We start from the raw sequence: 24,813 nt of genomic DNA, 5'->3' as shown, positions 1-24,813 counted from the left end.
GGTCAGGAGCTCTTCAGACCGGTGGTGTCCCCAGCTTTGAGTGCCTTGAAGAGCGCACGGGCCTTCGGCTCGTCCCAGCCGACACCGACCCCGCCACCGGCCACCCGGACGCTGTCGTCGCCGATCGGCACGGTCAGCGTGACACCACCGCTGCCGGAGACCGCACGCATGCCCTGGGCGAACTTCACGAAGTCGAGCAGGCCCATCTCCTTGTCGACCGTCAGCGCGTCCACACCCTTGGTGGCGACGTTGTAGAAGCGCACCGGGTTCAGGAACGTCGACGGCGAGCTGGCCTTCTTCGCGACCGCGCCCACCATCTGCCGCTGCCGCTCGACCCGGCCGAAGTCGTTCTTGCCGTCAGCATGCCGCGAGCGCACGTAACCGAGCGCGTTGACGCCGTCCAGCTCCTGGCAGCCGGCCTTCAGGTCGATGTGGGCGTCCTTGTCCTTCATCGCCTTCGGCAGGCACATCTCGATCCCGCCGACACTGTCGATGATGGACGCGAAACCGCCGAAGCCGACCTCGACGAAGTGGTCGATGCGCAGACCGGTCTTGTTCTCCAGCGTGCGGATCAGCAGCGCCGGATTGCCCTTTCCGTAAGCGAAAGCGGCGTTCACCTTGTTCTTGCCGTGCCCAGGGATCGCCATCACGCTGTCGCGCGGGATGCTGACCAGAACGGTCGGACCGGAGTCCGGGACGTGCATCAGCATGATCGAGTCGGTCCGCGACCCGGCAGCCTTACCGGTGTGCAGGCGGGCCCGCTCGGCCCGGCTCAGGTTCTCGCGGCCATCGGAGCCGACCATCAGGTACGTCGTCCCGGACGACGCCGCCGGGCGCTCGCCGGACGTGGGCATCGCATCGATCTTGTCGATCCGGCTCCACGCGTACAGCGGCACGGTGACCAGCATCAGCACGAACAGCAGCAGAAGCAGTCCGACGGTCCTCAGGAACCAGTTCTTCCGCTTCTTCGGGCGGCGCCCCTGTGGGCGGCTCACGAAGCGGGGGTCGATGGGCTGCGGTTGACTCATACCCACGACCGTATCGGTGCCCAGCTCCGGACACGTCACTCCCGTGGACGAATCTAACGGTCGGAAAGTCGCTACCGCCTCCTTCAGAAGGAGGAAATCGCTCCCGCGATCGAACCAGACCTCCTGAACGCGCGCGGTGACGATCCGGTACGCGCTGTGAACAGCCGGCTGAAGTACGCCGGGTCGTCGTACCCGACCCGCCTGGCGACCGCAGCAACCGACAGCTCCTCTTCGACGAGCAGCGCCTTGGCCGTGCTTAGTCTGGTCCGCAGCACAAGCTCCTGCGGGGTCACACCCGCTTCTCGGCGTACGACGTCGCGCAACTCCCTGACAGTGAGGCCAAGCGCCGCGGCGTACCCCTGGACGCTGAGCGCAGTACAAGCGAGACCTGCGAGCCGATCCGCCACACCATCCCCTCCTGGCACTGCAGCCGTTGCAATCAGCTCATAGAGCGCAGCCACAGTCTGCGCCGTGTTGTGGCCGACGGCGACGCGCAGCAGCCGCTGGAACGCACGGTCGACCGGCCTGGCGTCCGCGTAGATCGTCACGGGTCGGCTCTGATCGAGGTGACCCAGCTCCTCCAGAGCTGTGGTCGCTGTGCCGCCGAAGAGCGCCCACGCCTGCCGCCACCGGGTCGCCGGGCGGTAGCCGTGCAGTACGCCTGGGTAGAGCCAGAGCAGCGCCGGAGCGCGCACCTCGAACAGCTGACGCTCTGGGCCGTGCAGGAGCTGACCGCGGCCTTCCTTGAGCCAAACGAGGGCGTGGCAACCCAACGCGCGTTCCTGGGCGGCAGTGTGCGTCTGCTCGCCGACACCGAGGCAGAAGAGTCCAAGTCCGCGTTCAGAGGGCCCAGGAGTCAGGTAGGTCGACCAGTCCGGCATGTGCACAAGAGTCCAAGAATTCACGCCCGGCGTCCATTCCGCCGTCCGACTGTGCGGGTTGGAATGGATGCGTGCTGACATCCAATGGGTATGTGCTGGACGAGCGACGAGTGGGCGAGCTGCGAGTCGTTCCGGAGCGGGAGCGGGGCGAGCGGGAGCGACTGCGCGATCGGCTGGAGCGGGACGGGTATCTGTTTCTGACCGGGCTGCTGGACGCCGAGGTGGTGCGGGCGTTTCGTGAGTACTACATCGCGACGACGGGGGCCGCGACCGAGCGAGCGGCGTACCGGCGGCTGCTGTTCGAGGAGGTCGTGCCGGGGCCGGAGTACGCCGCGTTCTGCACTCAGCCGGCCCTCAAGGGGTGGTTCGAATGGTTTCTGGGTGGGGAGCCGTTTCTGCACAAGCGGAAGATCATCCGGCAGACGGCGCCTGGCGAGAACGGCATCGGGACCGCCACTCAGGCCCACTACGACCTGGTCTATCTGCGTGGCGGCAGCGACCAGGTGCTGTCGGCGTGGATCCCACTGGGGGACTGTCCGGTCAGCCGCGGCGGTCTGACCTACCTGGAGGGTAGTCACCACCGAGTCCGGGCTGAGGAGGCGCAGGGGCCACTCAAACGACCTGCGGCGTCGATCACGGCCGACCTGCCGGCACTGGCCGCGGAGTACGACGCCAAGTGGCTGGTGGCCGACTATTCCGCGGGAGACGTGGTGATTCACACCGCGCACACCGTCCACGCGGCTCTGGACAACGTGTCGACCGAAATGCGGCTCTCGACCGACATCCGGTACCAGCTCGCGGAGGAGCCCATCGACCGCCGTTGGCAGGCCCACTGGCACGACCGCGACGGGCTGTGACTGACCGGATACCGAACAGCTTCTCGCTAACGACAATCATTTCGGTTAAGGTTCCGGTCGAACCGTCAGTCGAGTCGTGAGTGAGGAGAGCCGTGAACCGCAACGAGTTGGTCGCCGGAGTGGCGCAGAAGGCGGGCATCCCGCGGAACCAGGCCGAAAAGGTGCTCGACGCGCTCGGCGACGTCGTCACCGAGGCCGTCCACAAGGGGGACAAGGTCTCGCTGACCGGCCTGCTGAGCATCGAGCGCGTCATGCGCGCGCCGCGGACCGGCCGCAACCCGCAGACCGGTGAGCCGCTTTCGATCCCGGCCGGCTACTCCGTGCGGCTCTCCTGCGGAAGCCGCCTGAAGGCCGCCGCTCGCGGCGACCTCCGGACGGTCTCCTGAGCTACCGCCGGACCGCGGTCACCCAGTAGGGCGTGGTCGGGGTCGGTGTGGTGGTGAAGCGGGCGTTGGGCAGGTAGAGACGGTCGCCGAAGGCGGCGGCCGTCGTGGGGACGTCGAAGTCCGGGCTGGTGATCTCACGCAGCACGCGACCCGCCGTACCGGCCTTGTCCAGCCCGATCACTGCGATCTTGTTCAGCCGGTTCTGGACGACGTACAGCGTCCGGCCGCTCAGCAGCAGACCGTCGCCGTTCGTCATCACTGCGCCGCCGAGCTCGACCTTTCGGGCCACTCCGGTCCGGGTGTCGACGCGGAGCAGGAGGCCGGTCGAGGACTGGACGATGATCAGCGCCCGGCCGTCCGGCGTCAGAGCGATGCCGTTGCCGTTGTTGCCCTCGGTGTGCTGGTAGTCGCCGCTCAGCGGGATGGTCTCGGCCTTCGCCGGCAGTTTGCCGTGCTTGCCGAACGGGAGCTTGTAGAGAACCGGCTGCCGCGAGTCGGTGAACCACGCCGCGTCCTTGCCGAGGACGACGTCGTTCACGAAGGTCGGAGTGCTCGTGGTGAAGGTGTACCTCGCGAGCACCTTGCCGGACTTGGTGTCGATCACGCGGCCGTTGCCGCCGGCCGCGCCGGCCACGAAGAGCCGGCCGCGCTCGTCGACCTTCAGCCCGAGCGAACCGGTGCCTGGGCCGGGGCTGAGCACCTTGCCGGCGCCGGTGCGCAGCTCGGCGGCATAGATGTCGCCGGTCAGCCGGGAGCCGAAGTACGCCGTCCCGCGGGCGATCGCGATGCCCTCGGGCTGGAAACCGGCCGGGAGCTCGATCCGGGCCGGGAAGCGGTCGTGGCGGGGAGTCGCGGTGGCGGCCGGGGCGTTCACCAGGCCGAGCACGAGTGCGGGTACGCCGACGAGAACTGCGAGCCGGCGGACGAGGTGTGACATGGGCGGGTCCTCCTGATTCAGGGGTCTCCTCCAGGAGAACGGGATTGCCCTGTGGAAAGTTCAGGAGGGCGTGCGGCGACCGGGTATGTTCACTGTCAGCAACGTCGACTCGAGAACTTTGGGGCAGGGATGACAGCAGACAGCAACGGCTCCGGCCCGGTCCGGCCGCAGGACGATCTGTACCAGTTCGTGAACGGGGCATGGCTCGCCGAGCACGACATCCCCGCGGACAAGGCCATCTACGGCGCGTTCCACGTGCTGCGCGACACCGCCGAGCAGGATGTCCGCGCGATCGTCGAGAAGGCCGTCGCCGCCGGTCATCCCGAGGGCAGTGACGCGCGGAAGATCGCCGATCTCTACACCAGCTTCCTGGATGCCGAGACCGTCGAGCGGCTGGGTGCGGAGCCGATCGCCGATCAGCTCGCGCTGGCCGATGCGGTCAGCGACGTGCCGGGGCTGGTCGCGGCGCTCGGGCAGCTCGAGCTCGAGGGCGTCACCGGCGTCTTCCGGGTCTGGGTCGACGGCGACGCGAAGAAGTCCGACGAGTACATCGTGTACCTGATGCAGGGCGGGCTGAGCCTGCCCGACGAGTCGTACTACCGCGAGGAGGAGCGGGCCGACGTGCGCGCGGCGTACGTCGCGCATGTCGCCAAGCTCCTCGAGCTGGCCGGGCGGCCCGATCCGGCCGGGGCCGCCGAGCGCATCCTCGCGCTGGAGACCCGGCTCGCCGCCAACCACTGGGACCGGGTGCGCGAGCGCGACGTCACCCAGACCTACAACAAACTCGACCGGGCCGCGCTCGAAGCGCTCACCCCTGGGCTCGGCTGGTCCCGCTGGCTGGCCGCGTCGACCGTGCCGGAGAGCGCGTTCGCGCAGGTCGTCGTCCGTGAGCCGTCGTTCTTCACCGCGGCGGCCGCCGCGCTGCAGGAGATCCCGCTCGCGGAGTGGAAGGAGTGGCTGAGCTGGCGGATCGTGCACTCGGCCGCGCCGTACCTGAGCTCGGCCTTCGTCGAGGAGAACTTCGCCTTCTACGGCAAGACGCTGACCGGCGCGCCCGAGCTGCGCGACCGCTGGAAGCGCGGTATCGACGTCGTCGAGGGCTCTCTCGGCGAGGCGCTCGGCCAGCTGTACGTCGCCGAGCACTTCCCGCCGGCCGCGAAGTCGCGGATGGTCGAGCTCGTCGCCAACCTGGTCGAGGCCTACCGGCAGCGGATCGAGGGCCTCGACTGGATGGGCCCGGAGACCAGGCAGCGCGCGCTCGACAAACTCGGGACGTTCGTGCCGAAGATCGGCTACCCGGACAAGTGGAAGGACTACAGCGCCCTCGAGGTCGACCCGGCCGACCTGATCGGCAACCTGCGCCGCTCAGTCGCTGTCGAGACCGCCCGCGAGCTGGCGAAACTCGGCACCCCGGTCGACCGCGACGAGTGGCACATGCCGCCGCAGACCGTGAACGCCTACTACAACCCCCGGCAGAACGAGATCGTCTTCCCAGCCGGCATCCTGCACCCGCCGTTCTTCGACCTGGACGCCGACGACGCGGTCAACTACGGCGCGATCGGCGCCGTCATCGGCCACGAGATCGGTCACGGCTTCGACGACCAGGGCTCCCGCTACGACGGCGCCGGCAACCTCAACGACTGGTGGACCGACGAGGACCGCGCCGCCTTCGAGGCCCGCACCGACAAACTCGTCGCCCAGTACGACGCCCTCTCCCCCGCCGAAACCCCGGGCCAGCACGTCAACGGCAAACTCACCCTCGGCGAGAACATCGGCGATCTCGGCGGCCTGGCCATCGCCTACGTCGCCTACCAACTCTCCCTGGCCGGCGCCGAAGCCCCCACCATCGACAACACCACCGGCCCCGAACGCTTCTTCGCCGCCTGGGCCTTCGCCTGGGCCACCAAAACCCGCCCCGAAGAAGCCGCCCGCCGCCTCACCATCGACCCCCACTCCCCACCCGAATTCCGCTGCAACGCCGTAGTCAAGAACATCGACGCCTTCCACGACACCTACCAAACCACCGAAGGCGACGCCATGTACCTCCCTCCCGAAGACCGAGTCCGCATCTGGTAACCCCAGCACCCCACTGCGCCCGCTCACCACCCGAGCGGGCGCAGCCAATTCCTTGCCCCAAGCAACCACACTCGCGGCCCCCACCCCGCTCTCCCAACACGTCGTACGCTCCCCAGGCACCCCCACGCCCGTCGTACGAGTCAGCACACGCACAGCCGCCGTACAGCCGTCGATCTGCGCGGCCCATTGGGCATCCCGTCGTACCGGCGCACCTTCTCGCCTCCCGACGTACAACCGCAGCAGGCCGCCCACCCACGTCGAGCGAGCGGCAATCACGCGACAGCCGCCGCACGACCAGCACTCGGCTGGAACGCGTCGTGCAGCTGTCGGTTGGGTACGGCTCGTCGTACTCCACTCGTTTCGCCGCTCGGCTCGTCGAACATGCTCGGCGTCGTGCGGTCGTGTCCGCAGTTGTTGCTCGTGGTGGGAGTGGGGGGCGAGCCCGCGGGGGTTAGGAGGACATCCAGGTTTGGATGGCTTCGGGGGTTCGGGGCATGGCTTCGGAGAGGTTTTCGGTGCCGGTGGGGGTGACGAGGATGTCGTCCTCGATGCGGATGCCGATGCCGCGGAGGTCTTCGGGGACGGTGAGGTCGTCGGACTGGAAGTAGAGGCCTGGTTCGACGGTGAGGACGTAGCCGGCTTCGAGGTTGCCCTGGCGGTACTTCTCGTTGCGGGCGGCGGCGCAGTCGTGGACGTCGATGCCCAGCATGTGGCTGACGTTGTGGAGGGTGTAGCGCTGGTAGAGGCGGCTTTCGGGGTCGAGGGCTTCTTCGACGGAGACGGGCAGGAGCTCCATCGCGTCGAGGCCGCGGACGATGACCTCCATCGAGGCCTCGTGGCCGGCGCGGAAGGGGGTGCCGGGTTTGAGGGCGGCGATCCCCGCGTTCTGGGAGTCGAGGACGAGTTGGTAGAGCTCGCGCTGGCGCGGGGTGAACTCGCCGTTGACGGGCAGCGTGCGGGTGATGTCGGCGGTGTAGAGCTGCCGGTTCTCGACGCCCATGTCGAGGAGCATCAGGGTGCCGTCGTCGACGCTGCCGTCGTTCTCGATCCAGTGCAGGGTGGTGGCGTGCGGTCCGGCGGCGGCGATCGAGGTGTAGCCGACGTCGTTGCCCTCGGCGCGGGCTCGGCGCCAGAAGGTGCCTTCGATCCAGCGCTCGCCGTACTTGCGGACGTTCGCCATGTCGGCCAGCACGTCGGAGAAGCCGCGGTGGGTGATCGCGACCGCCTCCCGCAGCTGCTCGATCTCGAACGCGTCCTTCACCAGCCGCAGCTCGGACAGCGTCGCGGCGAGCTCGCCGTCGCGCCCGGCGTCGGTGCTGACGCCGCTCAGCAGCGCGGCGATCGAGGCGTCCTCGCCCCGGCGAACGCGCGTCGGCACGTCGTTCTTCAGCGCATCCGCGAGCTGGTCGACATGCCGCGTCTCGATCCCGAACTCCTTGGCGGTCTCGGCCAGCGACGGACGGCGGCCGGCCCACAGCTCGCCGTACATCCGGTCGCGCCAGAACTCCTCGCCCTCGCTGCGGTCCGAGCGCGGGCGGAAGTAGAGGACCGAGTCGTGCCCGCTGGTCCCGTTCGGCTCGAGGACGAGGACGGCGTCCGACGTCTGGTCGCCGGCCAGCCACGCGTAGTCGGTGTGCGGGCGGAAGACGTAGTCGGTGTCGTTCGACCGGACCTTGTACGTCCCCGCCGGAACCACCAGGCGCTCACCGGGGAAGGCCTGTGACAACGCGTCCCGGCGCTTGGCCGCCCAGACGCCGACGTCGCTCAGCGTGATGTCGTCGCGCTCGGAGTCGGCCCAGCCGGAGTTCATGAACGCGCGGAGTTTCGCGCTCGGCTCGGAGTCGTGCGACGCGGTCTTCGGCGCGGTGGCGCCGGCAGCGGTCGGTTCGGTCATCGTCGACCAGTCCTCATCTCAAGCGGGGGTGATGTGCCAGAAAGCGCACTGTGCTCGTCAACGAAGACTACGGGCAGACAAAGGCCTCGCAAGCTCATACCCTGCGAGGCCGCATCCTTTCTACCCAGCCCACCCGGACCGCCGCTCGACCGACACGCGAACAGAGAGCGACATCACAGCGACCAGGTGATTGGCGGGGACGGTCGGCGGGCTGCCATGCTGTGGCGGGTGAGCCCGAAGTCGTTGACGGATTTGGTGGCGCCCGACTGGGCGGAGGCGCTGGCACCGGTGGAGGACACCGTCAGCCGGATGGGAGAGTTTCTCCGCGGGGAGATCGCGGCCGGGCGGCCGTACCTACCGGCCGGTGAGAACGTACTGCGCGCATTCAAGAGCCCGTTGGAGCGGGTGCGCGTGCTGGTCGTCGGCCAGGACCCGTATCCGACGCCCGGGCACCCGGTGGGCCTGAGCTTCTCGGTCGCCCCCGACGTCCGCCCCATCCCGCGCAGCCTGCAGAACATCTACAAGGAGCTCATGGCGGACGTCGGCGTCCCAGCGCCGTCGAACGGCGATCTGACGCCGTGGGCCGAGCAGGGCGTGCTGATGCTCAACAGAGTGCTGACCGTGCAGCCGGGCAAGTCCGGCGCGCACCGCGGCAAGGGCTGGGAGACGGTCACCGAGCAGGCCATCCACGCCCTCGTGAACCGCGGCGGCCCACTGGTCGCCATCCTCTGGGGCCGTGACGCTCAGACCCTCAAACCGATGCTCGGCACCATCCCGTACGTCGAGAGCGCGCACCCGAGCCCGATGTCGGCCGACCGCGGCTTCTTCGGCTCCCGCCCCTTCAGCCGCGTCAACACCCTCCTGGCCGAACAAGGCGCCGACCCCATCGACTGGCGCCTGCCCTAACCGCACAGCCCCCGGAGACCGCATCTCCTGGGGCACTCTGAGGTGCATGACGCGATTCACCATCGATGCACCCACTCTGCTGCACCTGGTCGACGCCGAGCTGAGCGTCGACCAGGCTCATCAGCTGGTCGCTCCGAGCTCGATCCGCTCGGAGGCGCTCACCCTCCTGCTGCACGAGGTCCGCGACGAGCGGCGTACCGAGCAGGACGCCCGCCGGCTGCACACCCGGATGACCGAGCTGAAGATCCGCGTCCTCGGCGACCGGATGTCCCGCTGGACCGCCTGGCAGCTCGCCCGCGAGCACGGCTGGGACACGCTGCGCGACGCCGAGTACCTGGCCGTGACGAAGCTGCAGGCCGACGCCTTGGCGACAGTCGACCCGGCGCTCGCGGCCAAGGCCCAGGGCGTGGTGCCCACCGCCGAGGTCGATCAGCTGCTCACCTGACATGACAACTTGTTCGAATGATCTATTGCAGGATCGTTCAACAATCTCCTATGGTGACGTGAATCGCACCGTCCGTCCCTGGGAGGAACCATGTGGGTTCTGCTCGCCATCGCGGTGGTCGTCGTCGGATTCGCGCTCCGGCTGAACTCGATGCTGGTCGTCACCGCGGCCGGGATCGTCGCCGGGCTGATCGGCGGTCTGTCGCCGGTCAAGATCCTGAACGCGTTCGGCGAGGGGTTCGCCGGCAGCCGTTCCGTCACCGTCTTCATCGTCACGCTGCCCGTGATCGGGCTGATCGAGCGGTACGGCCTGCAGCAGCAGGCCCGCAAGCTGATCGGCAAACTCGCGGTCGTCACGACCGGCCGGCTGCTGGCCGTCTACCTGCTGATCCGGCAGGGCACGGCCGCGCTCGGTCTGACCAGTATCGGCGGGCCCGCGCAGGCGGTCCGGCCGCTGGTGTACCCGATGGCCGCCGGCGCCGCCGAACGCCGCTACGGCAAACTCCCGGAGAAACTGCAGGAGAAGATCAAGGGCTTCGCGGCCAGCGCCGACACGGTCGGGCTGTTCTTCGGCGAGGACATCTTCGTCGCGATCGGCTCGATCCTGCTGATCACCGGTTTCGTCGACGCGACGTACGGGTTGCAACTGGAGGCGATCGACATCGCGCTCTGGGCGATCCCGACCGGTATCTGCGCGTTGCTCATCCACGGCGCCCGGTTGCTCTATCTCGATCGCCAGCTCGACAACCTCGCGGCGACCGCCAAGGCCGAGGCGAAGCCGGAGGTGGCCAAGTGATCAAGGTCGAGTGGTTCTACTGGCTCTGCGGGATCTTCTTCGTGCTGATCGCGCTGCAGGTGCTCAACGACCGCAGCAACCCGAAGCGGATCGGCTCCGCGGTCTTCTGGGGTATCCTCGGCATCTCGTTCGGCTACGGCACGTTCGTGGTCAACAAGCAGGCTCCGGCCTGGCTGCTTGGTATTGCGGTCATCGGCCTTGCAGTGCTGGCCGGCTCCGGTTTCCCCGGCAAAGGCCAGGAGCGGACGACGACACCCGCACAGCGAATCCAGTTCGCCGACCGGTTCGGCAACAAGCTCTTTCTGCCCGCACTGGTGATTCCGGTCGTCGCAGCCCTCTTCGGCGCCTGGCTGGCCAAGGTGAAACTCGGTGACGGCAAGCCGCTGCTGCAGACCGGCTCGGCCACGATCATCGGTCTCGGCGTCGCCTCACTGCTCGCACTGGCCGTCGGCATGGCGCTATTGCGCCCACGCTCACCCGCAGTGCCCCTGCACGAAGGACGCCGATTGCTGGAGCACATCGGCTGGGCGGCGATTCTGCCGCAGATGCTGGCCACACTGGGCCTGCTGTTCAACGCCTCCGGTGTCGGCAAAGCAGTCGGCCGCGTCACAGACCATCTGGTCCCCAAGGGTTCTCTGATCGCCGCAGTCGCCCTCTACTGCATCGGTATGGCGGTGTTCACGATCATCATGGGCAACGCGTTCGCAGCGTTCCCAGTGATGACGGCAGCGGTCGGCTGGCCGCTGTTGGTCGAGCAGTTCAACGGGACGCCGGCGATCGTGTTCGCCATCGGCATGCTGGCCGGCTTCTGCGGCACTCTCTGCACACCGATGGCCGCCAACTTCAACCTGGTCCCAGCAGCCCTACTGGAGATGAAGGACCAGTACGGCCCGATCAAGGCCCAGATCCCGACCGCAATCCCCTTGCTGGGCTGCAACATCGCCCTGATGTACGTCTTCGCCTTCTAAGGAGCCCTGATGGAGTACGCCGCCAGCTGGTCCGCCATCGCCTGCGAGGTCCTCGAGACGCCATACCCGTACGGCGCCGCGCACGCCTCGAAAGGACCAGATGACGTCGATGTGACCCCGGAGCGCCTGCACCCCGCGTTCCACGGGTCCTACGACTGGCACTCCAGCGCGCACATGCAGTGGTCGCTGGTCCGGTTGCTGACCTTGGCGCCGGACCAGGTCGGCCCTCGGCCGCTCGAACTGCTCAACGAGCGGCTGACACCAGAGGCGATCGCGACCGAGGCGGCGTACCTGCGCGACCGCCCGTCGTACGAGCGTCCGTACGGCTGGGCGTGGGCGGCGATGCTGGTCGCGGCCGGCCACGACCGCTGGCCGTTGAAGCCACTCGGTGATGTGATCGCCGATCTGGTGCTGGACTGGCTGCCTCGCCAGGCGTACCCGGTCCGGCACGGCGCTCACCTCAACTCAGCCTTCGCCCTCTCCCTACTGATCGAGGCGTACGCCGAACTCGGCCGTAGCGATGTGGTGGACGCAGTCCGGGCCCGTGCGCTCGATTGGTTCGGCCGGGACTCGGCGTACGACACGCGCTTCGAACCGTCCGGCACCGACTTCCTGTCGCCGGCGCTGTCGGAAGCCGAGCTGATGCGACGTGTCCTCAGCCCAGAGCAGTTCGCCGACTGGTTGCCCGCCTTTCTCCCCGGCCTGGGCAGCACGAATCACCAGCATTTACTGGAGCTTCCGGTCACCGATGACTCCGGCGACGGGCAGCTCGCCCACCTGTCCGGTCTGGCGCTATCCCGCGCCTGGCAGCTCCGCACGCTCGCACCGAGCCTTCCGGACGTCGCCGACATCCTGCGCGCCGGCGCCGACCGTCAGATCGAGCCCGTGCTGCCAACTGTCACCGAAGGCGACTTCATGTCGACGCATTGGCTGGTGTCGTTCGCCCTCCTGGCTCACCAGGCTTGAAGCCCGTCCAGCTGTGCCACAACTGGGCATAGCGGCCGCCGCTGGCCAGCAGAGCCGTGTGAGTTCCGGTCTCAACCACTCGACCGTGGTCGAGGACGACGATCCGGTCTGCCTGCTCTGCCTGGGTGAGTCGGTGCGCGACGATCAGCGTCGTCCGCCCAGCGGTTGCGGCCACGCTGGCGCGTTCAAGCTCACGCGCGCCGGCGCTGCCGGCCTCCGCGGTCGCCTCATCGAGTACGGCGACTGGCGGGTCAGCCAGTACCAGACGCGCAAACGCGAGCTGCTGCGACTGTGCACCCGTCAGCTGATGCCCTTCTTCACCGACAACGGTCTCCAGCCCATCCGGAAGCGCCCGTACCCAGGCCAGCGCACCGACGGTTTCCAGCGCCGCTTCGATCGCAGCGTCAGTCGCTTCGGGCCGTGCCAGCCGGACGTCCTCCGCCAGCGTCCCAGAGAAGACGTGAACCTCCTGGCTCAGCAGAGCAACCTGTGCACGCGTCCGGTCCTCACCAAGCGCCTGCACGTCCACACCACCCAGCTTCACCACGCCGGCAGTCGGAGTCAGTACGCCGGCCGCCAGCGCCGCCAGCGTGGTCTTCCCAGCGCCGCTGGCCCCGACGAGCGCAACCCGCTCACCCGGCTCCAGCCGTAGCGATACCCCATCAACGACGAGCGGCCCGTCGTACGCGTGCCCGATCCCCACCAACTCGATCGACGCATCGGCCGGCCCAGCCCCGGGTGGCGGCGCCGTGATCTGCTCCATCTCCAGCACACCAGCCAGCCGGGCCATACCGGCGGCAGCCGTCTGCACCTCGTCGAACAGCATCAGGACGGCGCCGATCGGGTTGAACAACCGGTGGAAGTACAGCGCCGCGGCCGTCACCGCACCGATCGTCACCGCATCCGCCCGAACCAGGAAGAAGCCCGCGACCAAGATGCCTGCCAGCCCGGTGAACTCGGCGTGGTTGATCCGCGAGGTGAAGAAGCTGAAGTAGCGGAACACGCGGATCGACAGATCACGGGCGTTCGCGGAGGTGGCATCGATCTTCGCCAGCTGCACGTCCTCCAGCTGGTACGCGCGAACGGTCGCACTGCCGCGCAGTGACGCGATGATCGCCTCGGACCGCTCGCCCATCGCGACGCGCTCCTGGCTGTAGAACGGCGCTGAACGCGGCAGATACCAACGCAGAGCCCAGATATACATCGGCACCGCGAGCAGACCAGCCAGACCAAGCCGCCAGTCGAGGGCAAACAGCCCACCGACCGTCAGAATGATGGTTAGCGCGGCACCGAGGAGCATCGGCCCGACATCAGTCAGCGCGGATGCCACAGTGGCCACGTCGTCACCAACACGGGACAGCAGGTCACCTGTGCGCACCTTGTCGAGCACCGGTGCCGGCAACTGCAGAACGCGGTCGAGCACCTTCTCCCGGATGCGCGCGAGAACCGTCTCCCCCACTCGCGCAACGAGCAGGACGCCAAGCGCAGTCAGCAGACCGGTCAGCAATGCAGCACCGCCGATCAGCAGCACCACCTGGACGATCGCGGACCGATCGGCACCACCAGAGATGTCGTCGACGAGAACGCCCAGCGCCCACGGCGCGACCAGGCCGGCCGCACTGCCGCCAGTAATCACGATCGCCGCAACAATCGACAGAACCGGCAGCTTGCGGATCTCGCTCCACAGCAGCGACCACGTGGCCCGCGGGCCGGCAATCGGCAACAGATTCATCGGAGCACCGCTTCCTGGTACGTCGCATCCGTCTCAGCGAGCTCAGCGTGCGCGCCCTCGGTCACCACCGCACCGTCGGCCAACACGACCACCCGGTCCATCTTCCCGAGCAGAGCCGGGCTGCTCGTCAGTACGAGCGTCGTCAGCCCAGAGCGGACTTCAGCCAGCCCTTCCGCGAGCAGCTCCTCAGTGACGGCATCGACCGCCGTACTGGGGTCGTGTAGGACCAGCAGCGGCGGTTCGGCGAGCAGCGCGCGGGCAAGACCGAGGCGCTGGCGTTGCCCACCAGACAAGGCCTGCCCACGGTCGGCCAACGGCCGGTCCAGCTCCTCGATCAGATCGGCAGCACCAGCGGCCGTCATGACCCGCTCCAGCGACGGCGACTCGACCAGCAGGTTGGTCCGCAGCGTCCCCTCGAACAGGTCGGTCTCGTGTCGCTCCAGCAGCACGGTGTTCCGCAGTACGTCGATGTCCAGCTCGTCAATCGCCGTACCGCCAACACGAACCGCACCGGAGTACTCCAGCGCTCGACCAGCCACGACGGTCAGCAACGCGTCCGCGTCCCGTGGGTCGTAACAGAGGACGCCAACCGACTCACCGGGCCGCAACGTCAGGTCGACGTCCGCCAACGTCTTGTAGGACACGCCATCCAGCTGGAGCAACGGCTGCGCCGGGTCGACGACAGTCGTCGTACCGGACTCGACCAGCGGAGGTGAGGACAGCACCGAAGCGAGGCGGCCGGCGGACGCGCGGGACCCCGCAAGCACCTGGCTGGCATATCCGAGCGTGCCGACCGGCTCGGCGATGAACTGCGCCAGCCCGACCACAGTGATCAACTCACCAATGCTGATCCGCCCATTCAGCGCGAACCAACCAGCGACGCCAGCCACCGCAGCGAGCAGCAAACCGCTCAGCGCGATGCTCACGCCGTCCTGCAGACCAGCTGTGGACACAGCCCGCAGAGTGGCGCGCAGAGTGTCCTGACTGGACCGCCGGTACCGCGCTGCCGCGTTGTGCTGCGCACCGATCCCCCGCAACGTGCGCAGGCCGCCAACCAGGTCAGTCGCCAGCGCTGTCGTCTGCGCGACCGCCTCCTGCTGCGTCGACGTACGCCGAGTCAGCAGCGGCGACAAGCCCTGAATCCCCAGCACCACCAGCGGTACGCCGATGAGCACGCCGATGCCGAGCGGGACGTCGACCAGCAACAGGGAGACCGACGAGACCAGCAACGCCGTCCCCGCGGCACAGCCGAGCGATAGCGCCCGCATCACCAGAGCGGCCTTCTCCGCATCGGACGTCGCGATCGACAAGAGCTCACCGGATCGCAGCCCGGTCCGCTGCCCGCGCGGGTCGAGGACCCGCTGCGCGATCTCCAGCCGCAGCTCGTGCGTCTCGAACTCGATCGCCCGCACGATCTGCCGCGCCCCCAGCTTCCAGGCGTTCGACAGCACGGCGAACAACGCGAACAGCATCACCACGCACCACACCAGCGGCATCAGCTCTCCGCTCGCGACGGCCTGGTCCACGAAGATGCCGATCGTCACCGGCACCGCGGCCTCGGTGGCCTGATGCAGCGCTGTCAGCAGGATTCCGACCGTCATCCGCCCCCGGTGCCGCCGGATCGCCCGCCTCAGCAACTCTCCTGTCGACATATTAGGTAACCCTAACTGATTGTCAGTGATTGACACCTGGGATCGAGCACCGTACGGTCTCGCGGTAATAGGAAAGTTTCCTAACAGTTGACTCGATTGCGTCTTACGCAGCGAGCCGACGCCACGAGAACCGCGAGGGGAGGCAGGGTTATCCCATGGCGACAACACCTGGAACACCCCGGCTGCTCCGCGCGATGAACGACCGGGCCGCCCTGGACCTGCTGCTCTCGCAAGGCCCGCTGTCCCGCACCACGCTGGGACACCTGACCGGCCTGTCCAAGCCGACGGCCTCCCAGCTGCTGGCGCGCCTCGAGGCCGCCAACCTGGTCCGCGCCAGCGGCACCACAGCCGGCCGGCCCGGCCCGAACGCCCAGCTCTACGAGATCAACGGCGGGATCGCGTACGTCGCCGGTCTCGACGTCACCCCGGCCCGGATCCGGTCCGCGATCGCCGACATCACCGGCAAGGTCGTCGGCCGCTACGAGCTGCCCACGCCGGGCCGCAGCGCCAAGGGCACCGTCGAGCGGGTCATCAAAGCCCTCGACGGCGCCGCCGGCGAGGCCGGCCTGAACCGGGCGCGGCTGCACCGGGTCGCGATCGGCACCCCCGGTGGTTTCGACCCGACGACCGGCCGCCTGCGGTACGCGACCCACCTGCCCGGCTGGCACGCGCCGCACCTGCTCGACGAGCTGGCCTCCGCGATCGAGGCGCCGCTCGAGGTCGACAACGACGTCAACATGGCCGCCGTCGCCGAGCGCCAGATCGGCCATGCCCAGGACAGCGACAATTTCGTGCTGCTATGGGGCGAGGAAGGTATCGGCGCCGCGATCGTCGTGAACGGCCGGCTGCACCGCGGCGCGACCGGCGGCGCCGGCGAGGTCGCGTTCATGCCGCTGCCCGGGACGCCGCTGGTGCGCAACGTCGGCCGCAACAACGCGGGAGGTTTCCAGGAGCTGGCCGGTGGCGAACCGGTCCTGAACCTGGCCCGGTCGCACGGCCTCAAGGCCCGGACGCCGGAGGCGGCGATCGCCGCCGCACTACATGGTCAGGACGCCGGCGACGCCGTCCTGAACGAGTTCGCCCATCGGCTCGCCGTCGGTCTGGCCGCGATCGTCGCGGTCGTCGACCCGGAGCTGATCGTGCTCGCCGGCGGTGTGATCACCGCCGGTGGCGAGCGCCTGCGCGGCCTGGTCCAGGACGAGCTGGCCGGTCTCGCCGTCCCCCGGCCGCGGTTGCTGATGACCGCGATCCACACGGACCCAGTTCTGTCGGGTGCACTGCAGTCCGCCCTGAGCACCACCCGCGACGAAGTCTTCGACACCGCAAGTCCACCCATCCCCTAGGAGTCAACGGATGCAACGCCTGTCTCTCGCCGCCATCGGCACCGCCGCGGTGGCCCTCCTGGCCACCGCCTGCACCGGTTCGTCGCCGGCCCCGCAGGCCAACGACGACGCCACCAAGCCCGTGACCATCACCTTCTGGCACGGCTGGAGCGCACCCAGCGAAGCCGCCGCGATCGACGCCAACGTGAAGGCGTTCGAGGCGAAGCATCCGAATATCAAGGTCAAGGTCGTCGGCAACATCAACGACGACAAGATCAAGCAGGCGCTGCGCGCCGGCGGCCCGAACTCCCCCGACGTCGTCTCCTCGTTCACCACCGACAACGTCGGCTCGTTCTGCACCTCGAACGTGTTCGCGGACCTGAAGCCGTTCCTGGACAAGTCCGGGATCGACGTCGACAAGACGTTCCCGAAGGCGCTGCAGGACTACACGCAGTACGAGGGCAAGCGCTGCGCGCTGCCGCTGCTGAACGACGCCTACGGCCTGTACTACAACAAGGACGCGTTCAAGGCCGCCGGGATCACCGCGCCGCCGAAGACGCTGTCGGAGTTCGACAAGATCGCCAAGCAGCTGACCAAGGAGAAGGGCGACACCTACTCCCAGCTCGGCTTCATGCCGAACTTCCACGGCTACGAGTCGACCACCGGTCACTTCGCCGCGATGTGGAACCCGACGTACCTGACCCCCGAGGGCAAGTCGAACCTGGCCGGCGACCCGGCGTTCGCGAACATGCTGAAGTGGCAGAAGAACCTGGTCGAATCGCTCGGCGGCTACGCCAAGCTGGAGAAGTACCGCAACACCTTCGGCGACGAGTGGGGCGCGAAGAACCCGTTCCACACCGGTCAGACGGTGATGTCGATCGACGGTGAGTGGCGGCTCGGGATGGCCAAGGACGCGGGCGTGAAGTTCGACATCGGCGTCGCGCCGTTCCCGGTGCCGGACGACCAGGCCGACAGCTACGGCAAGGGCTACCTGGCCGGCACGATCATCGGTATCGCCACCCCGAGCACCAAGCAGAACGCCGCCTGGGAGCTGGTCAAGTACATGACCACCGACACCGAGGCCGTGGTCAACTTCTCCAACGGCATCCGCAACATCCCGTCGACGCTGGAGGCGCTGAAGTCGCCGAACCTGAAGGTCGACGAGAACTTCAAGGTCTTCCTGGACATCGCCCAGCACCCGAAGAGCAACACGACACCGGCCAGCCCGAACGGCGGCGCGTACCAGCTCACCTTCCAGGGCTTCGCCTACCAGCACGAGGCCGGCAAGGTGCCGGACCTGGCCGCCGGTCTGAAGAAGACCGACGAGCAGATCGACAAGGATCTGGCCCAGAGCCGATGACGTCACCCGGACTGCGACGCAAGCATCGTCAGGACGCGCTGCGCACCGTAGCGTTCCTGTCGCCCTGGCTGATCGGGGTCAGCGTCTTCTTCCTCTACCCGCTGATCTCGACCGTCTACTTCAGCTTCATGCGGTACGACGGGTTCACGCCGCCGGTCTGGACCGGCCTGAAGAACTGGAGTTACGTCTTCTCGGACTACCCGTTCTTCTGGCCGGCGCTGCGCAACACGCTCTGGCTCGTGATCGTGATGGTCTCGCTGCGCGTCGTGTTCGGGCTCGGGATCGGGATGCTCATCACCAAGGTGAAGACCGGTGCGGGTTTCTTCCGCACCGCCTTCTACCTGCCTTACCTGGCGCCGCCGGTCGCGGCGACGATGTCGTTCGTCTTCCTGCTCAACCCGGGCACCGGTCCGGCGAACAACATCCTCGGCGCGATCGGGCTCCCGCAGCCCGGCTGGTTCAACGACCCGGCGTGGTCGAAGCCGGCGCTGACGCTGCTGGCGCTGTGGGGGATCGGCGACCTGATGGTGATCTTCATGGCGTCGCTGCTCGACGTCCCGCTGGAGCAGTACGAGGCGGCGTCGCTGGACGGCGCCGGCGCGTGGCAGCGGTTCTGGTTCGTCACGCTGCCGAACATCTCGCCGATCGTGCTGTTCGCGGTCGTCACCGGCGTGATCGCGACCATGCAGTACTACACGCAACCCTTGGTGGCCGGAAAAGTGGCGAGCGGCGTGATCGGCGGCTCGGGCCAGCAGTTCGAGCCCGGCTACCCGGAGAAGTCCACGCTGACCTTGCCGCAGCTCGTCTACAACCTCGGCTTCCAGCGGTTCGACACCGGTGGCGCCTCGGTGGTCGCGCTCGTGCTGTTCGCGCTGGCCATGCTCTTCACCGCCATCCTGATGCGCCGCCGCAGCGGCTTCCTCGGTAACGACTGAAAGGGGTCTCGTCATGACAAGCACCACCCTGACCTCTCCGGTCACCCTCAGCACGGCCGGCCGTGAGGCCCGGCGGACGCGCTTCCTGCACTGGGTCGCCGTGCATTCGCTCGCCATCGCGGCCGCGCTGTTCTTCGTCCTCCCGTTCGTGTTCGTCGCACTCACCGCGCTGATGTCCGACCAGCAGGCCCTCACCCGGGACCTCTGGCCGGACACCTGGCACTGGGAGAACCTCAAGACGGTCTGGAACACCCCGGGCTTCCTGACCTGGTGGAAGAACACCTTGATGTACGCCGTCCTCGGCACCACCTTCACGCTGGTGTCGAGTATCCCGGTGGCCTACGCGCTGGCGCGGTTCAAGTTCCGCGGCCGCAACGTCGCGCTGATGCTGGTGATCGCGACGATGATGCTCCCGCCCCAGGTGGTCATCGTCCCGATGTACCTGTTCTGGGCCAAGGAGCTGCAGCTGTCCGGGACGCTGTGGCCGCTGATCATACCGATGGCCTTCACCGACGCGTTCTCGATCTTCCTGCTTCGCCAGTTCCTGCTGACGATCCCGAAGGACTACGTGGACGCCGCCAAGGTCGACGGCTGCGGCGAGTTCAAGGCCCTGGTCCGGATCGTGCTGCCGATGGCCCGCCCGGCCATCGCGGCGGTCGCGCTGTTCCAGTTCTTCTACTGCTGGAACGACTACTTCGGCCCGCAGATCTACGCCAGCGAGAATCCGGCCGCCTGGACCCTCAGCTACGGCCTGGAATCCTTCAAGGGCGCGCACCACACCAACTGGAACCTCACCATGGCCGCCACCTTGCTGGTGATGGCCCCGGTGATCATCTTGTTCTTCTTCGCTCAGAAGGCCTTCATCGAAGGCGTCACACTCACAGGGGTCAAAGGTTGAAACTCACAGTCGTAGGCGGCGGATCCACCTACACTCCCGAACTCGTCGACGGTTTCGCCCGGCTGCGTGACACGCTGCCGGTGACCGAGCTGGTCCTGGTCGACCCGGCCGAGGACCGCCTGAAACTCGTCGGCGGGCTCGCGGAGCGGATCTTCGCGAAACAAGGTCACCCCGGGCGCGTCGTCACCACCACCGACGTCGACGCCGGAATCGACGGTGCGGACGCCGTACTGCTGCAGCTGCGGGTCGGCGGGCAGGCGGCACGCAACGAAGACGAGACCTGGCCGCTGGAGTGCGGCTGTGTCGGACAGGAGACGACGGGGGCCGGTGGTCTGGCCAAGGCGCTGCGGACGGTGCCGGTGGTGCTGGACATCGCCGAGCGGGTCCGCAAGACCAACCCGAACGCCTGGATCATCGACTTCACCAACCCGGTCGGCATCGTGACCCGGGCGCTGCTGTCGCACGGTCACAAGGCGGTCGGGCTGTGCAACGTGGCCATCGGCTTCCAGCGGCGGTTCGCGAAGCTGCTGGGCGTCCAGCCGAGTGAGGTGCAGCTGGACCACGTCGGCCTGAACCACCTCACCTGGGAGCGCGCAGTCCGCGTCAATGGTGAGGACATGCTGCCGAAGCTGTTCGAAGGGCACGTGGCCGAGCTGGCTGCGGATCTGAAGCTTCCGGCCGAGTTGCTGCTGCAGCTGGGTGTCGTACCGTCGTACTACCTGCGCTACTTCTACCAGCACGACGAGGTGGTGCAGGAGCTCCTGACCAAGCCGTCGCGCGCTGCGGAGGTGGCCGCGTTGGAAACCCAGCTGCTGGAGATGTACGCCGACCCACAGCTCGACGAGAAGCCTGCCCTGCTCGAGAAGCGCGGCGGTGCGTACTACTCCGAAGCCGCTGTGGACCTGGCGTCGTCGCTGCTGAACGACGTCGGCGACGTACAGGTCGTGAACACGCTGAACGACGGCACGTTCCCGTTCCTGGCCGACGACGCCGTCATCGAGGTCCCGGCGACGGTTGGCGCGGACGGCGCCATGCCGGTCGCGGTGTCGCCGCTGGAGCCGCTGTACGCCGGTCTGATCGCGCACGTGACGGCGTACGAGGATCTGGCTCTGCAGGCGGCCATCAAGGGCGGCCGGGAGCGCGTCTTCGAGGCGCTGCTGGCGCACCCGCTGGTCGGGCAGATCTCGATCGCCGAGCAGCTCACCGACAAGCTGATCGCCCATAACAAGGCGCATCTGCCGTGGGCGCAATGAGCACCGCACAGGTGCCCGGCGGCGTCCTCGCCTTCGATGCCGGCAACAGCAAGACGGACGTCGCGCTGGTGTCAGCGGACGGCCGAGTGCTGGGCACCGCCCGCGGTGGCGGCTTCGAGCCGCACGTGATCGGTGCCGACGCCGCAGTGGCCGGGCTGGAGCCGCTGGTGCGGGCTGCAGCCGCCGCTGCGGGTCTGGCATTGGGCGGGCGTCCTCTGGTGCAACAGATCTCGGCCTGTCTGGCGAACGCCGACCTCCCGATCGAGGAGGAGCGGCTCAGTATCGCGTTCGAGTCGTTCGGCTGGGCGGAGTCGGTGTACGTCACCAACGACACCTTTGCGCTGCTGCGCTCCGGCGTGGACGAACCGCGCGGTGTGGCAGTGGTGTGCGGCGCCGGGATCAACTGCGCCGGCCTGCTGCCGGACGGTCGTACTGCGCGCTTCCCAGCCGTCGGAAAGATCTCCGGCGACTGGGGTGGTGGCGCACAGCTGGCTGACGAGGCGTTCTCGGCCGCAGCACGTGCGGACGACGGGCGCGGCCCGGCGACTGCGCTCGCAACCGTACTGCCGGCGCACTACGGCGTCGACTCGGTGACCGCGCTGATCGAGGCGCTGCACCTCGGCGACATCCCGTACAACCGGCGTCTCGAGGCAGGGCCGGTGCTGTTCCAGGTAGCCGCGGCAGGCGACGCCATCGCACGCAGTGTGGTGCACCGGCAGGCCGAAGAGGTCGTCACGATGGCTGTCGTGGCCATGCGCCGGCTGGACATCCTGGACGAGCCGACCGACGTCATCCTCGGCGGCGGCGTTCTGACCGCCGGCCACCCGCTGTTGATGGAGACGGTGATCCGTCTGCTCCAGGCGGCCGCTCCGAAGGCGGTCGCGCGCGTGATCGACGTACCGCCAGTAGTAGGTGCGGCGCTTCTCGGCCTGGACCACACCCACGCCGAAGCCTCCGCACACCTCACCCTCAGATCCGCCTACGCGTCATCCCCTGCCGCATAGGCGACCGCAGGCGGTTCGGCCCAGGCCCCGTTACCGGACCGAACCGCCTGTCCCCTGTTACGCCGTCGCGCACACCGCGTAGGCCGTGATCGACCAGGCGTTGGTCGTGCCGTCCTGGTCCTCGAACGCCTCGGCCCGGACCGAGGACAGGTCAGAGCTGGGCACTACGTCGTCCAGCACCACCTGACCCTTGCCGTTGGCGATCTCATGGCCGGTGCCGACGACCTTCTTACCCGCCGGGCAGGTAGCCGTGACGCTCTTGCTGACGGCGGAGTCCGTAGCTGAGGTCGCTGCGACGCGCTGAAGGCCCGGCAGCGGCGCTCCACAGCGGGCTGCCGCGTTGACCATCCAGGAGTCGACCCGGCCGCCCTGCGCCTCGAAAACGTCGACTGTGACGCTGGTGAGGTCAGCACTCGGGGCAGCGTCGTCCAGGACCAGTTGGCCGCCGCTGGAGACGCCCGCGCCCGCACCGGTGGTGACGGTGCCCGCCGGGCAGCGCACTGTGACCGCCTTCTGCGGCGACGAGTCGTACGCCGAGAACTCGCCGAGCGACTGCCGGTGCGGACCGGACGTGCAGATCGCGAACGCCGTCAGGCTCCACGCGTTCGGCGTCCCGTCCGCGTCCTCGTCGGCGTCCGCCGAGCCCCACTCGCGCTCGAACTGGGTGTAGGTCGAAACGCCGGCCTGACCGCGGGCACCGACCAACTCGGCGCCCGCGCCGAGGATCGAACGGCCGAGCGGGCAGTCGGCGATGACGGTCTGGGACTGCGTCGACGCGGGACCGACGGTCCGGCTGACGAGTTGAAGGTCGGGGACGGCGGCCTGGGCCGGGGCGGTGGGGACGACAAGGGCGGCGAGCAGAAGGCCGCCGGCGAGCATCGTTCGGGACGAGGTCATCCGGTCAGCCTCATCGAGGATTGTGGCCTGAACCAGCTTTTGCGTTCTCCGTGAAGTGTTCTTGAGTAAGTGTGTAATCATGATTACATGAGTACAGAGTCGGATGTCGCGAGGGTAAGGGGCTGGTTGACCGGTCGCTTGCCGGGTGAGTGGTTCGAGGGGGCGCCGGAGCTGACGATCGATCGGGACGAGATCCTGATCGTGGGTCGGGTGGCGGCGCCTGAGCAGAGCGGCGAGGTGAGTGCCGCGGAGAAGTCGGCTGCCGTAGAGGGGCGGATCAAGCAGTTCCGGGAGGAAACCCGGGAGCGCCGGATCGAGATCGCGCGGGAGCTGGAGCACGCGACGCGGCGTAAGGTCGCGTGGGGGCTGGAGGTCGGCGAGACTCGCAAGGTCTTCACGTCGCTGTCGGCGCCGGTGATGACGCGGTTGCGGCAGCCGGAGCGGCAGGTGCTCGACACGCTGGTGGACGCCGGTGTCGCGCGGTCGCGCAGCGATGCGCTGGCGTGGTGCGTGAAGCTCGTCGCGCAACACTCGGACACCTGGCTGGCCGATCTGCGCGAGGCGCTGACCAAGGTCGAGGACGTGCGTCGCTCGGGGCCTGATTCCCAGTAGGCACGGCAACGGGCGGCAACTCTGTGGAGTTGCCGCCCGCCCTTGAGGAGAACTGGTTAGTGCTGTCCGCCCTGCCAGTTCCCGTTCTGGGGTGTGCCGTTCGACCAGCCGCCCTGCTGAGCACCCTGCGCGGCCGGGTACTGCGGGTCGGCCGTCGCCGGGTACTGCGGGTCCTGGTACGCCGTACCGTTCGACCCGTTGGCCGCCGTCCCGTTAGATGCGGCCGGCTTGATGTTGTCCTTGCTGAACAGGTTGTTCAACGCGCGGCCGGCCATCTCGCGGCCGCCCAGGCCGAACGCAAGACCGAGCGCGAGCGCGGCGCCGGCGAGCACGATCAGCAGGGTGTTCCCGGTCAGCTGGACGGCGATCCCCAGCTGGGTCAGCGCGGCGAAGGCGGCGTACACCAGGATCGCGTACTTACCGACCTTGGCGAGTGTCTCGTTCCCCGTCGCGCCCCGGATGATCGCGGCCAGGAAGTTCGCGAACAGCGCGGCCAGGCAGATGATCACGATCGCCGCGAAGATCCGCGGAATGTAGCCGAGCATGTCGCTCATGAACGCCGAGATCTCCGGCACGCCGAGCGCCGAGGCGAACATCGTGAAGCTGATCAGGAACACGAACCAGAACACGACCTTGCCGAGCATCGCCGAAGCGGTCAGCCCCGTGCCGGACCGCTGCAGCACCCCGGAGACTCCGGCGCGTTCCATCCACTGGTCGAAGCCGACCCGGCCGAGCAGCTTCCCCACCAGCTTCCCGAGCACCTTGGCGACGAAGTAGCCGACCACCAGGATGACCAGGCCGCCGAGCAGGTTCGGGATGAACCCGAGCAACTTGCTGAACGCGTCCTCGAACGGCTGGGTGAAGTCGATCGCTAACGGACTCATCGGACTTTCCTTCCGACTGGCCCGCACCCGCCGTCGCGCAGCACCGCACACGACTCCGGCCACGGGCGGATGCAGTGGTGTCTAGTATCACCCGTTCCCCTCGTTGCTCAGGGCAAACGGTCGTC

At 68.1% G+C, this 24,813-nt stretch carries 23 protein-coding genes; 15 read left to right on the top strand and 8 right to left on the bottom strand.

What is annotated here, in order from left to right; genetic code table 11:
• Window positions 1-2: 2 nt before the first annotated feature.
• Both HPO96_RS35380 and HPO96_RS38760 read right to left on the bottom strand, forming a co-directional pair.
• Window positions 3-1,028: an LCP family protein gene (locus HPO96_RS35380; protein ID WP_171678841.1), complete on the bottom strand. Its 1,026-nt coding sequence runs from the start codon at window positions 1,026-1,028 to the stop codon at window positions 3-5.
• 83 nt (window positions 1,029-1,111) lie between these two features.
• On the bottom strand, window positions 1,112-1,909 hold the full coding sequence (locus HPO96_RS38760; protein ID WP_171678840.1) for a helix-turn-helix transcriptional regulator: 798 nt from the start codon (window positions 1,907-1,909) through the stop codon (window positions 1,112-1,114).
• Between the two features lie 71 nt (window positions 1,910-1,980).
• Here HPO96_RS38760 and HPO96_RS35370 point away from each other — a divergent pair, with 71 nt between their 5' ends.
• A complete protein-coding gene (locus HPO96_RS35370; protein WP_171678839.1) occupies window positions 1,981-2,766 on the top strand; it encodes a phytanoyl-CoA dioxygenase family protein in 786 nt (261 codons plus the stop codon).
• 92 nt (window positions 2,767-2,858) lie between these two features.
• The gene (locus HPO96_RS35365; RefSeq protein WP_171678838.1) at window positions 2,859-3,152 is read left to right on the top strand and encodes an HU family DNA-binding protein; all 294 of its coding nucleotides are present in this window, start codon (window positions 2,859-2,861) and stop codon (window positions 3,150-3,152) included.
• A gap of 1 nt (window position 3,153) precedes the next feature.
• Here HPO96_RS35365 and HPO96_RS35360 read toward each other — a convergent pair whose 3' ends face one another.
• A complete protein-coding gene (locus HPO96_RS35360) occupies window positions 3,154-4,089 on the bottom strand; it encodes an SMP-30/gluconolactonase/LRE family protein (protein WP_171678837.1) in 936 nt (311 codons plus the stop codon).
• A 129-nt stretch (window positions 4,090-4,218) separates the two neighbouring features.
• Here HPO96_RS35360 and HPO96_RS35355 point away from each other — a divergent pair, with 129 nt between their 5' ends.
• A complete protein-coding gene (locus HPO96_RS35355; RefSeq protein WP_171678836.1) occupies window positions 4,219-6,165 on the top strand; it encodes a M13 family metallopeptidase in 1,947 nt (648 codons plus the stop codon).
• 451 nt (window positions 6,166-6,616) lie between these two features.
• On the opposite strand, the gene HPO96_RS35350 is transcribed toward HPO96_RS35355, so the two are convergent.
• Window positions 6,617-8,059, bottom strand: a complete 1,443-nt coding sequence (locus tag HPO96_RS35350; RefSeq protein WP_171678835.1) for an aminopeptidase P family protein — start codon at window positions 8,057-8,059, stop codon at window positions 6,617-6,619.
• A 216-nt stretch (window positions 8,060-8,275) separates the two neighbouring features.
• Here HPO96_RS35350 and HPO96_RS35345 point away from each other — a divergent pair, with 216 nt between their 5' ends.
• From HPO96_RS35345 to HPO96_RS35325, 5 genes are all read left to right on the top strand, one after another.
• Window positions 8,276-8,965: a uracil-DNA glycosylase gene (locus tag HPO96_RS35345; protein WP_171678834.1), complete on the top strand. Its 690-nt coding sequence runs from the start codon at window positions 8,276-8,278 to the stop codon at window positions 8,963-8,965.
• A gap of 46 nt (window positions 8,966-9,011) precedes the next feature.
• Entirely contained in the window at window positions 9,012-9,410 is a 399-nt protein-coding gene (locus tag HPO96_RS35340) for a type II toxin-antitoxin system VapC family toxin (protein ID WP_171678833.1), read from the top strand.
• A 90-nt stretch (window positions 9,411-9,500) separates the two neighbouring features.
• Window positions 9,501-10,205, top strand: coding sequence for a 5-oxoproline transporter, DUF969 family subunit (locus HPO96_RS35335; protein WP_171678832.1), 705 nt, complete (start codon window positions 9,501-9,503; stop codon window positions 10,203-10,205).
• Window positions 10,202-11,173 carry a 5-oxoproline transporter, DUF979 family subunit gene (locus HPO96_RS35330; protein ID WP_171678831.1) on the top strand — a complete coding sequence of 324 codons (972 nt, stop codon included), beginning with the start codon at window positions 10,202-10,204 and terminating at the stop codon, window positions 11,171-11,173. Before HPO96_RS35335 ends, HPO96_RS35330 begins: the two co-directional genes overlap by 4 nt.
• Window positions 11,174-11,182: 9 nt before the next feature.
• Entirely contained in the window at window positions 11,183-12,139 is a 957-nt protein-coding gene (locus HPO96_RS35325; RefSeq protein WP_171678830.1) for a DUF2891 family protein, read from the top strand.
• Here HPO96_RS35325 and HPO96_RS35320 read toward each other — a convergent pair.
• Together HPO96_RS35320 and HPO96_RS35315 are read right to left on the bottom strand one after the other, a co-directional pair.
• Window positions 12,087-13,871, bottom strand: a complete 1,785-nt coding sequence (locus tag HPO96_RS35320; protein WP_171678829.1) for an ABC transporter ATP-binding protein — start codon at window positions 13,869-13,871, stop codon at window positions 12,087-12,089. The genes HPO96_RS35325 and HPO96_RS35320 overlap by 53 nt on opposite strands.
• Window positions 13,868-15,472 (bottom strand): ABC transporter ATP-binding protein, encoded by a 1,605-nt coding sequence (locus HPO96_RS35315; RefSeq protein WP_238355861.1) that lies wholly within the window; start codon window positions 15,470-15,472, stop codon window positions 13,868-13,870. The genes HPO96_RS35320 and HPO96_RS35315 overlap by 4 nt, the downstream gene beginning before the upstream one ends.
• Window positions 15,473-15,678: 206 nt before the next feature.
• Between HPO96_RS35315 and HPO96_RS35310 the strand changes: the two genes are divergently transcribed.
• The 6 genes from HPO96_RS35310 to HPO96_RS35285 are packed head-to-tail and all read left to right on the top strand — an operon-like array spanning window position 15,679 to window position 22,295.
• Complete coding sequence (locus HPO96_RS35310; RefSeq protein WP_171678827.1) at window positions 15,679-16,866, top strand: ROK family transcriptional regulator; 1,188 nt, start codon at window positions 15,679-15,681, stop codon at window positions 16,864-16,866.
• A 10-nt stretch (window positions 16,867-16,876) separates the two neighbouring features.
• Window positions 16,877-18,205 (top strand): ABC transporter substrate-binding protein, encoded by a 1,329-nt coding sequence (locus HPO96_RS35305; RefSeq protein WP_171678826.1) that lies wholly within the window; start codon window positions 16,877-16,879, stop codon window positions 18,203-18,205.
• Complete coding sequence (locus HPO96_RS35300) at window positions 18,202-19,140, top strand: carbohydrate ABC transporter permease (protein WP_171678825.1); 939 nt, start codon at window positions 18,202-18,204, stop codon at window positions 19,138-19,140. Before HPO96_RS35305 ends, HPO96_RS35300 begins: the two co-directional genes overlap by 4 nt.
• A gap of 13 nt (window positions 19,141-19,153) precedes the next feature.
• Window positions 19,154-20,038: a carbohydrate ABC transporter permease gene (locus tag HPO96_RS35295; RefSeq protein WP_171678824.1), complete on the top strand. Its 885-nt coding sequence runs from the start codon at window positions 19,154-19,156 to the stop codon at window positions 20,036-20,038.
• The gene (locus HPO96_RS35290; protein ID WP_171678823.1) at window positions 20,035-21,291 is read left to right on the top strand and encodes a 6-phospho-beta-glucosidase; all 1,257 of its coding nucleotides are present in this window, start codon (window positions 20,035-20,037) and stop codon (window positions 21,289-21,291) included. Before HPO96_RS35295 ends, HPO96_RS35290 begins: the two co-directional genes overlap by 4 nt.
• Complete coding sequence (locus tag HPO96_RS35285; RefSeq protein WP_171678822.1) at window positions 21,288-22,295, top strand: N-acetylglucosamine kinase; 1,008 nt, start codon at window positions 21,288-21,290, stop codon at window positions 22,293-22,295. Before HPO96_RS35290 ends, HPO96_RS35285 begins: the two co-directional genes overlap by 4 nt.
• Before the next feature lie 57 nt (window positions 22,296-22,352).
• Here the strand turns inward: HPO96_RS35285 and HPO96_RS35280 are convergent, their stop codons facing one another.
• Window positions 22,353-23,192, bottom strand: a complete 840-nt coding sequence (locus tag HPO96_RS35280) for a hypothetical protein (protein ID WP_171678821.1) — start codon at window positions 23,190-23,192, stop codon at window positions 22,353-22,355.
• 87 nt (window positions 23,193-23,279) lie between these two features.
• Between HPO96_RS35280 and HPO96_RS35275 the strand changes: the two genes are divergently transcribed.
• The gene (locus tag HPO96_RS35275) at window positions 23,280-23,804 is read left to right on the top strand and encodes a hypothetical protein (RefSeq protein WP_171678820.1); all 525 of its coding nucleotides are present in this window, start codon (window positions 23,280-23,282) and stop codon (window positions 23,802-23,804) included.
• Between the two features lie 56 nt (window positions 23,805-23,860).
• On the opposite strand, the gene HPO96_RS35270 is transcribed toward HPO96_RS35275, so the two are convergent.
• On the bottom strand, window positions 23,861-24,688 hold the full coding sequence (locus tag HPO96_RS35270) for a mechanosensitive ion channel family protein (RefSeq protein WP_171678819.1): 828 nt from the start codon (window positions 24,686-24,688) through the stop codon (window positions 23,861-23,863).
• Window positions 24,689-24,813 lie beyond the last annotated feature (125 nt).

Source organism: Kribbella sandramycini (assembly GCF_013131805.1).
Taxonomy (GTDB): Bacteria; Actinomycetota; Actinomycetes; order Propionibacteriales; family Kribbellaceae; genus Kribbella; species Kribbella sandramycini.
Note: the sequence above shows the minus strand (reverse complement) of the source record. Positions and strands in the feature narration are given on the sequence as shown.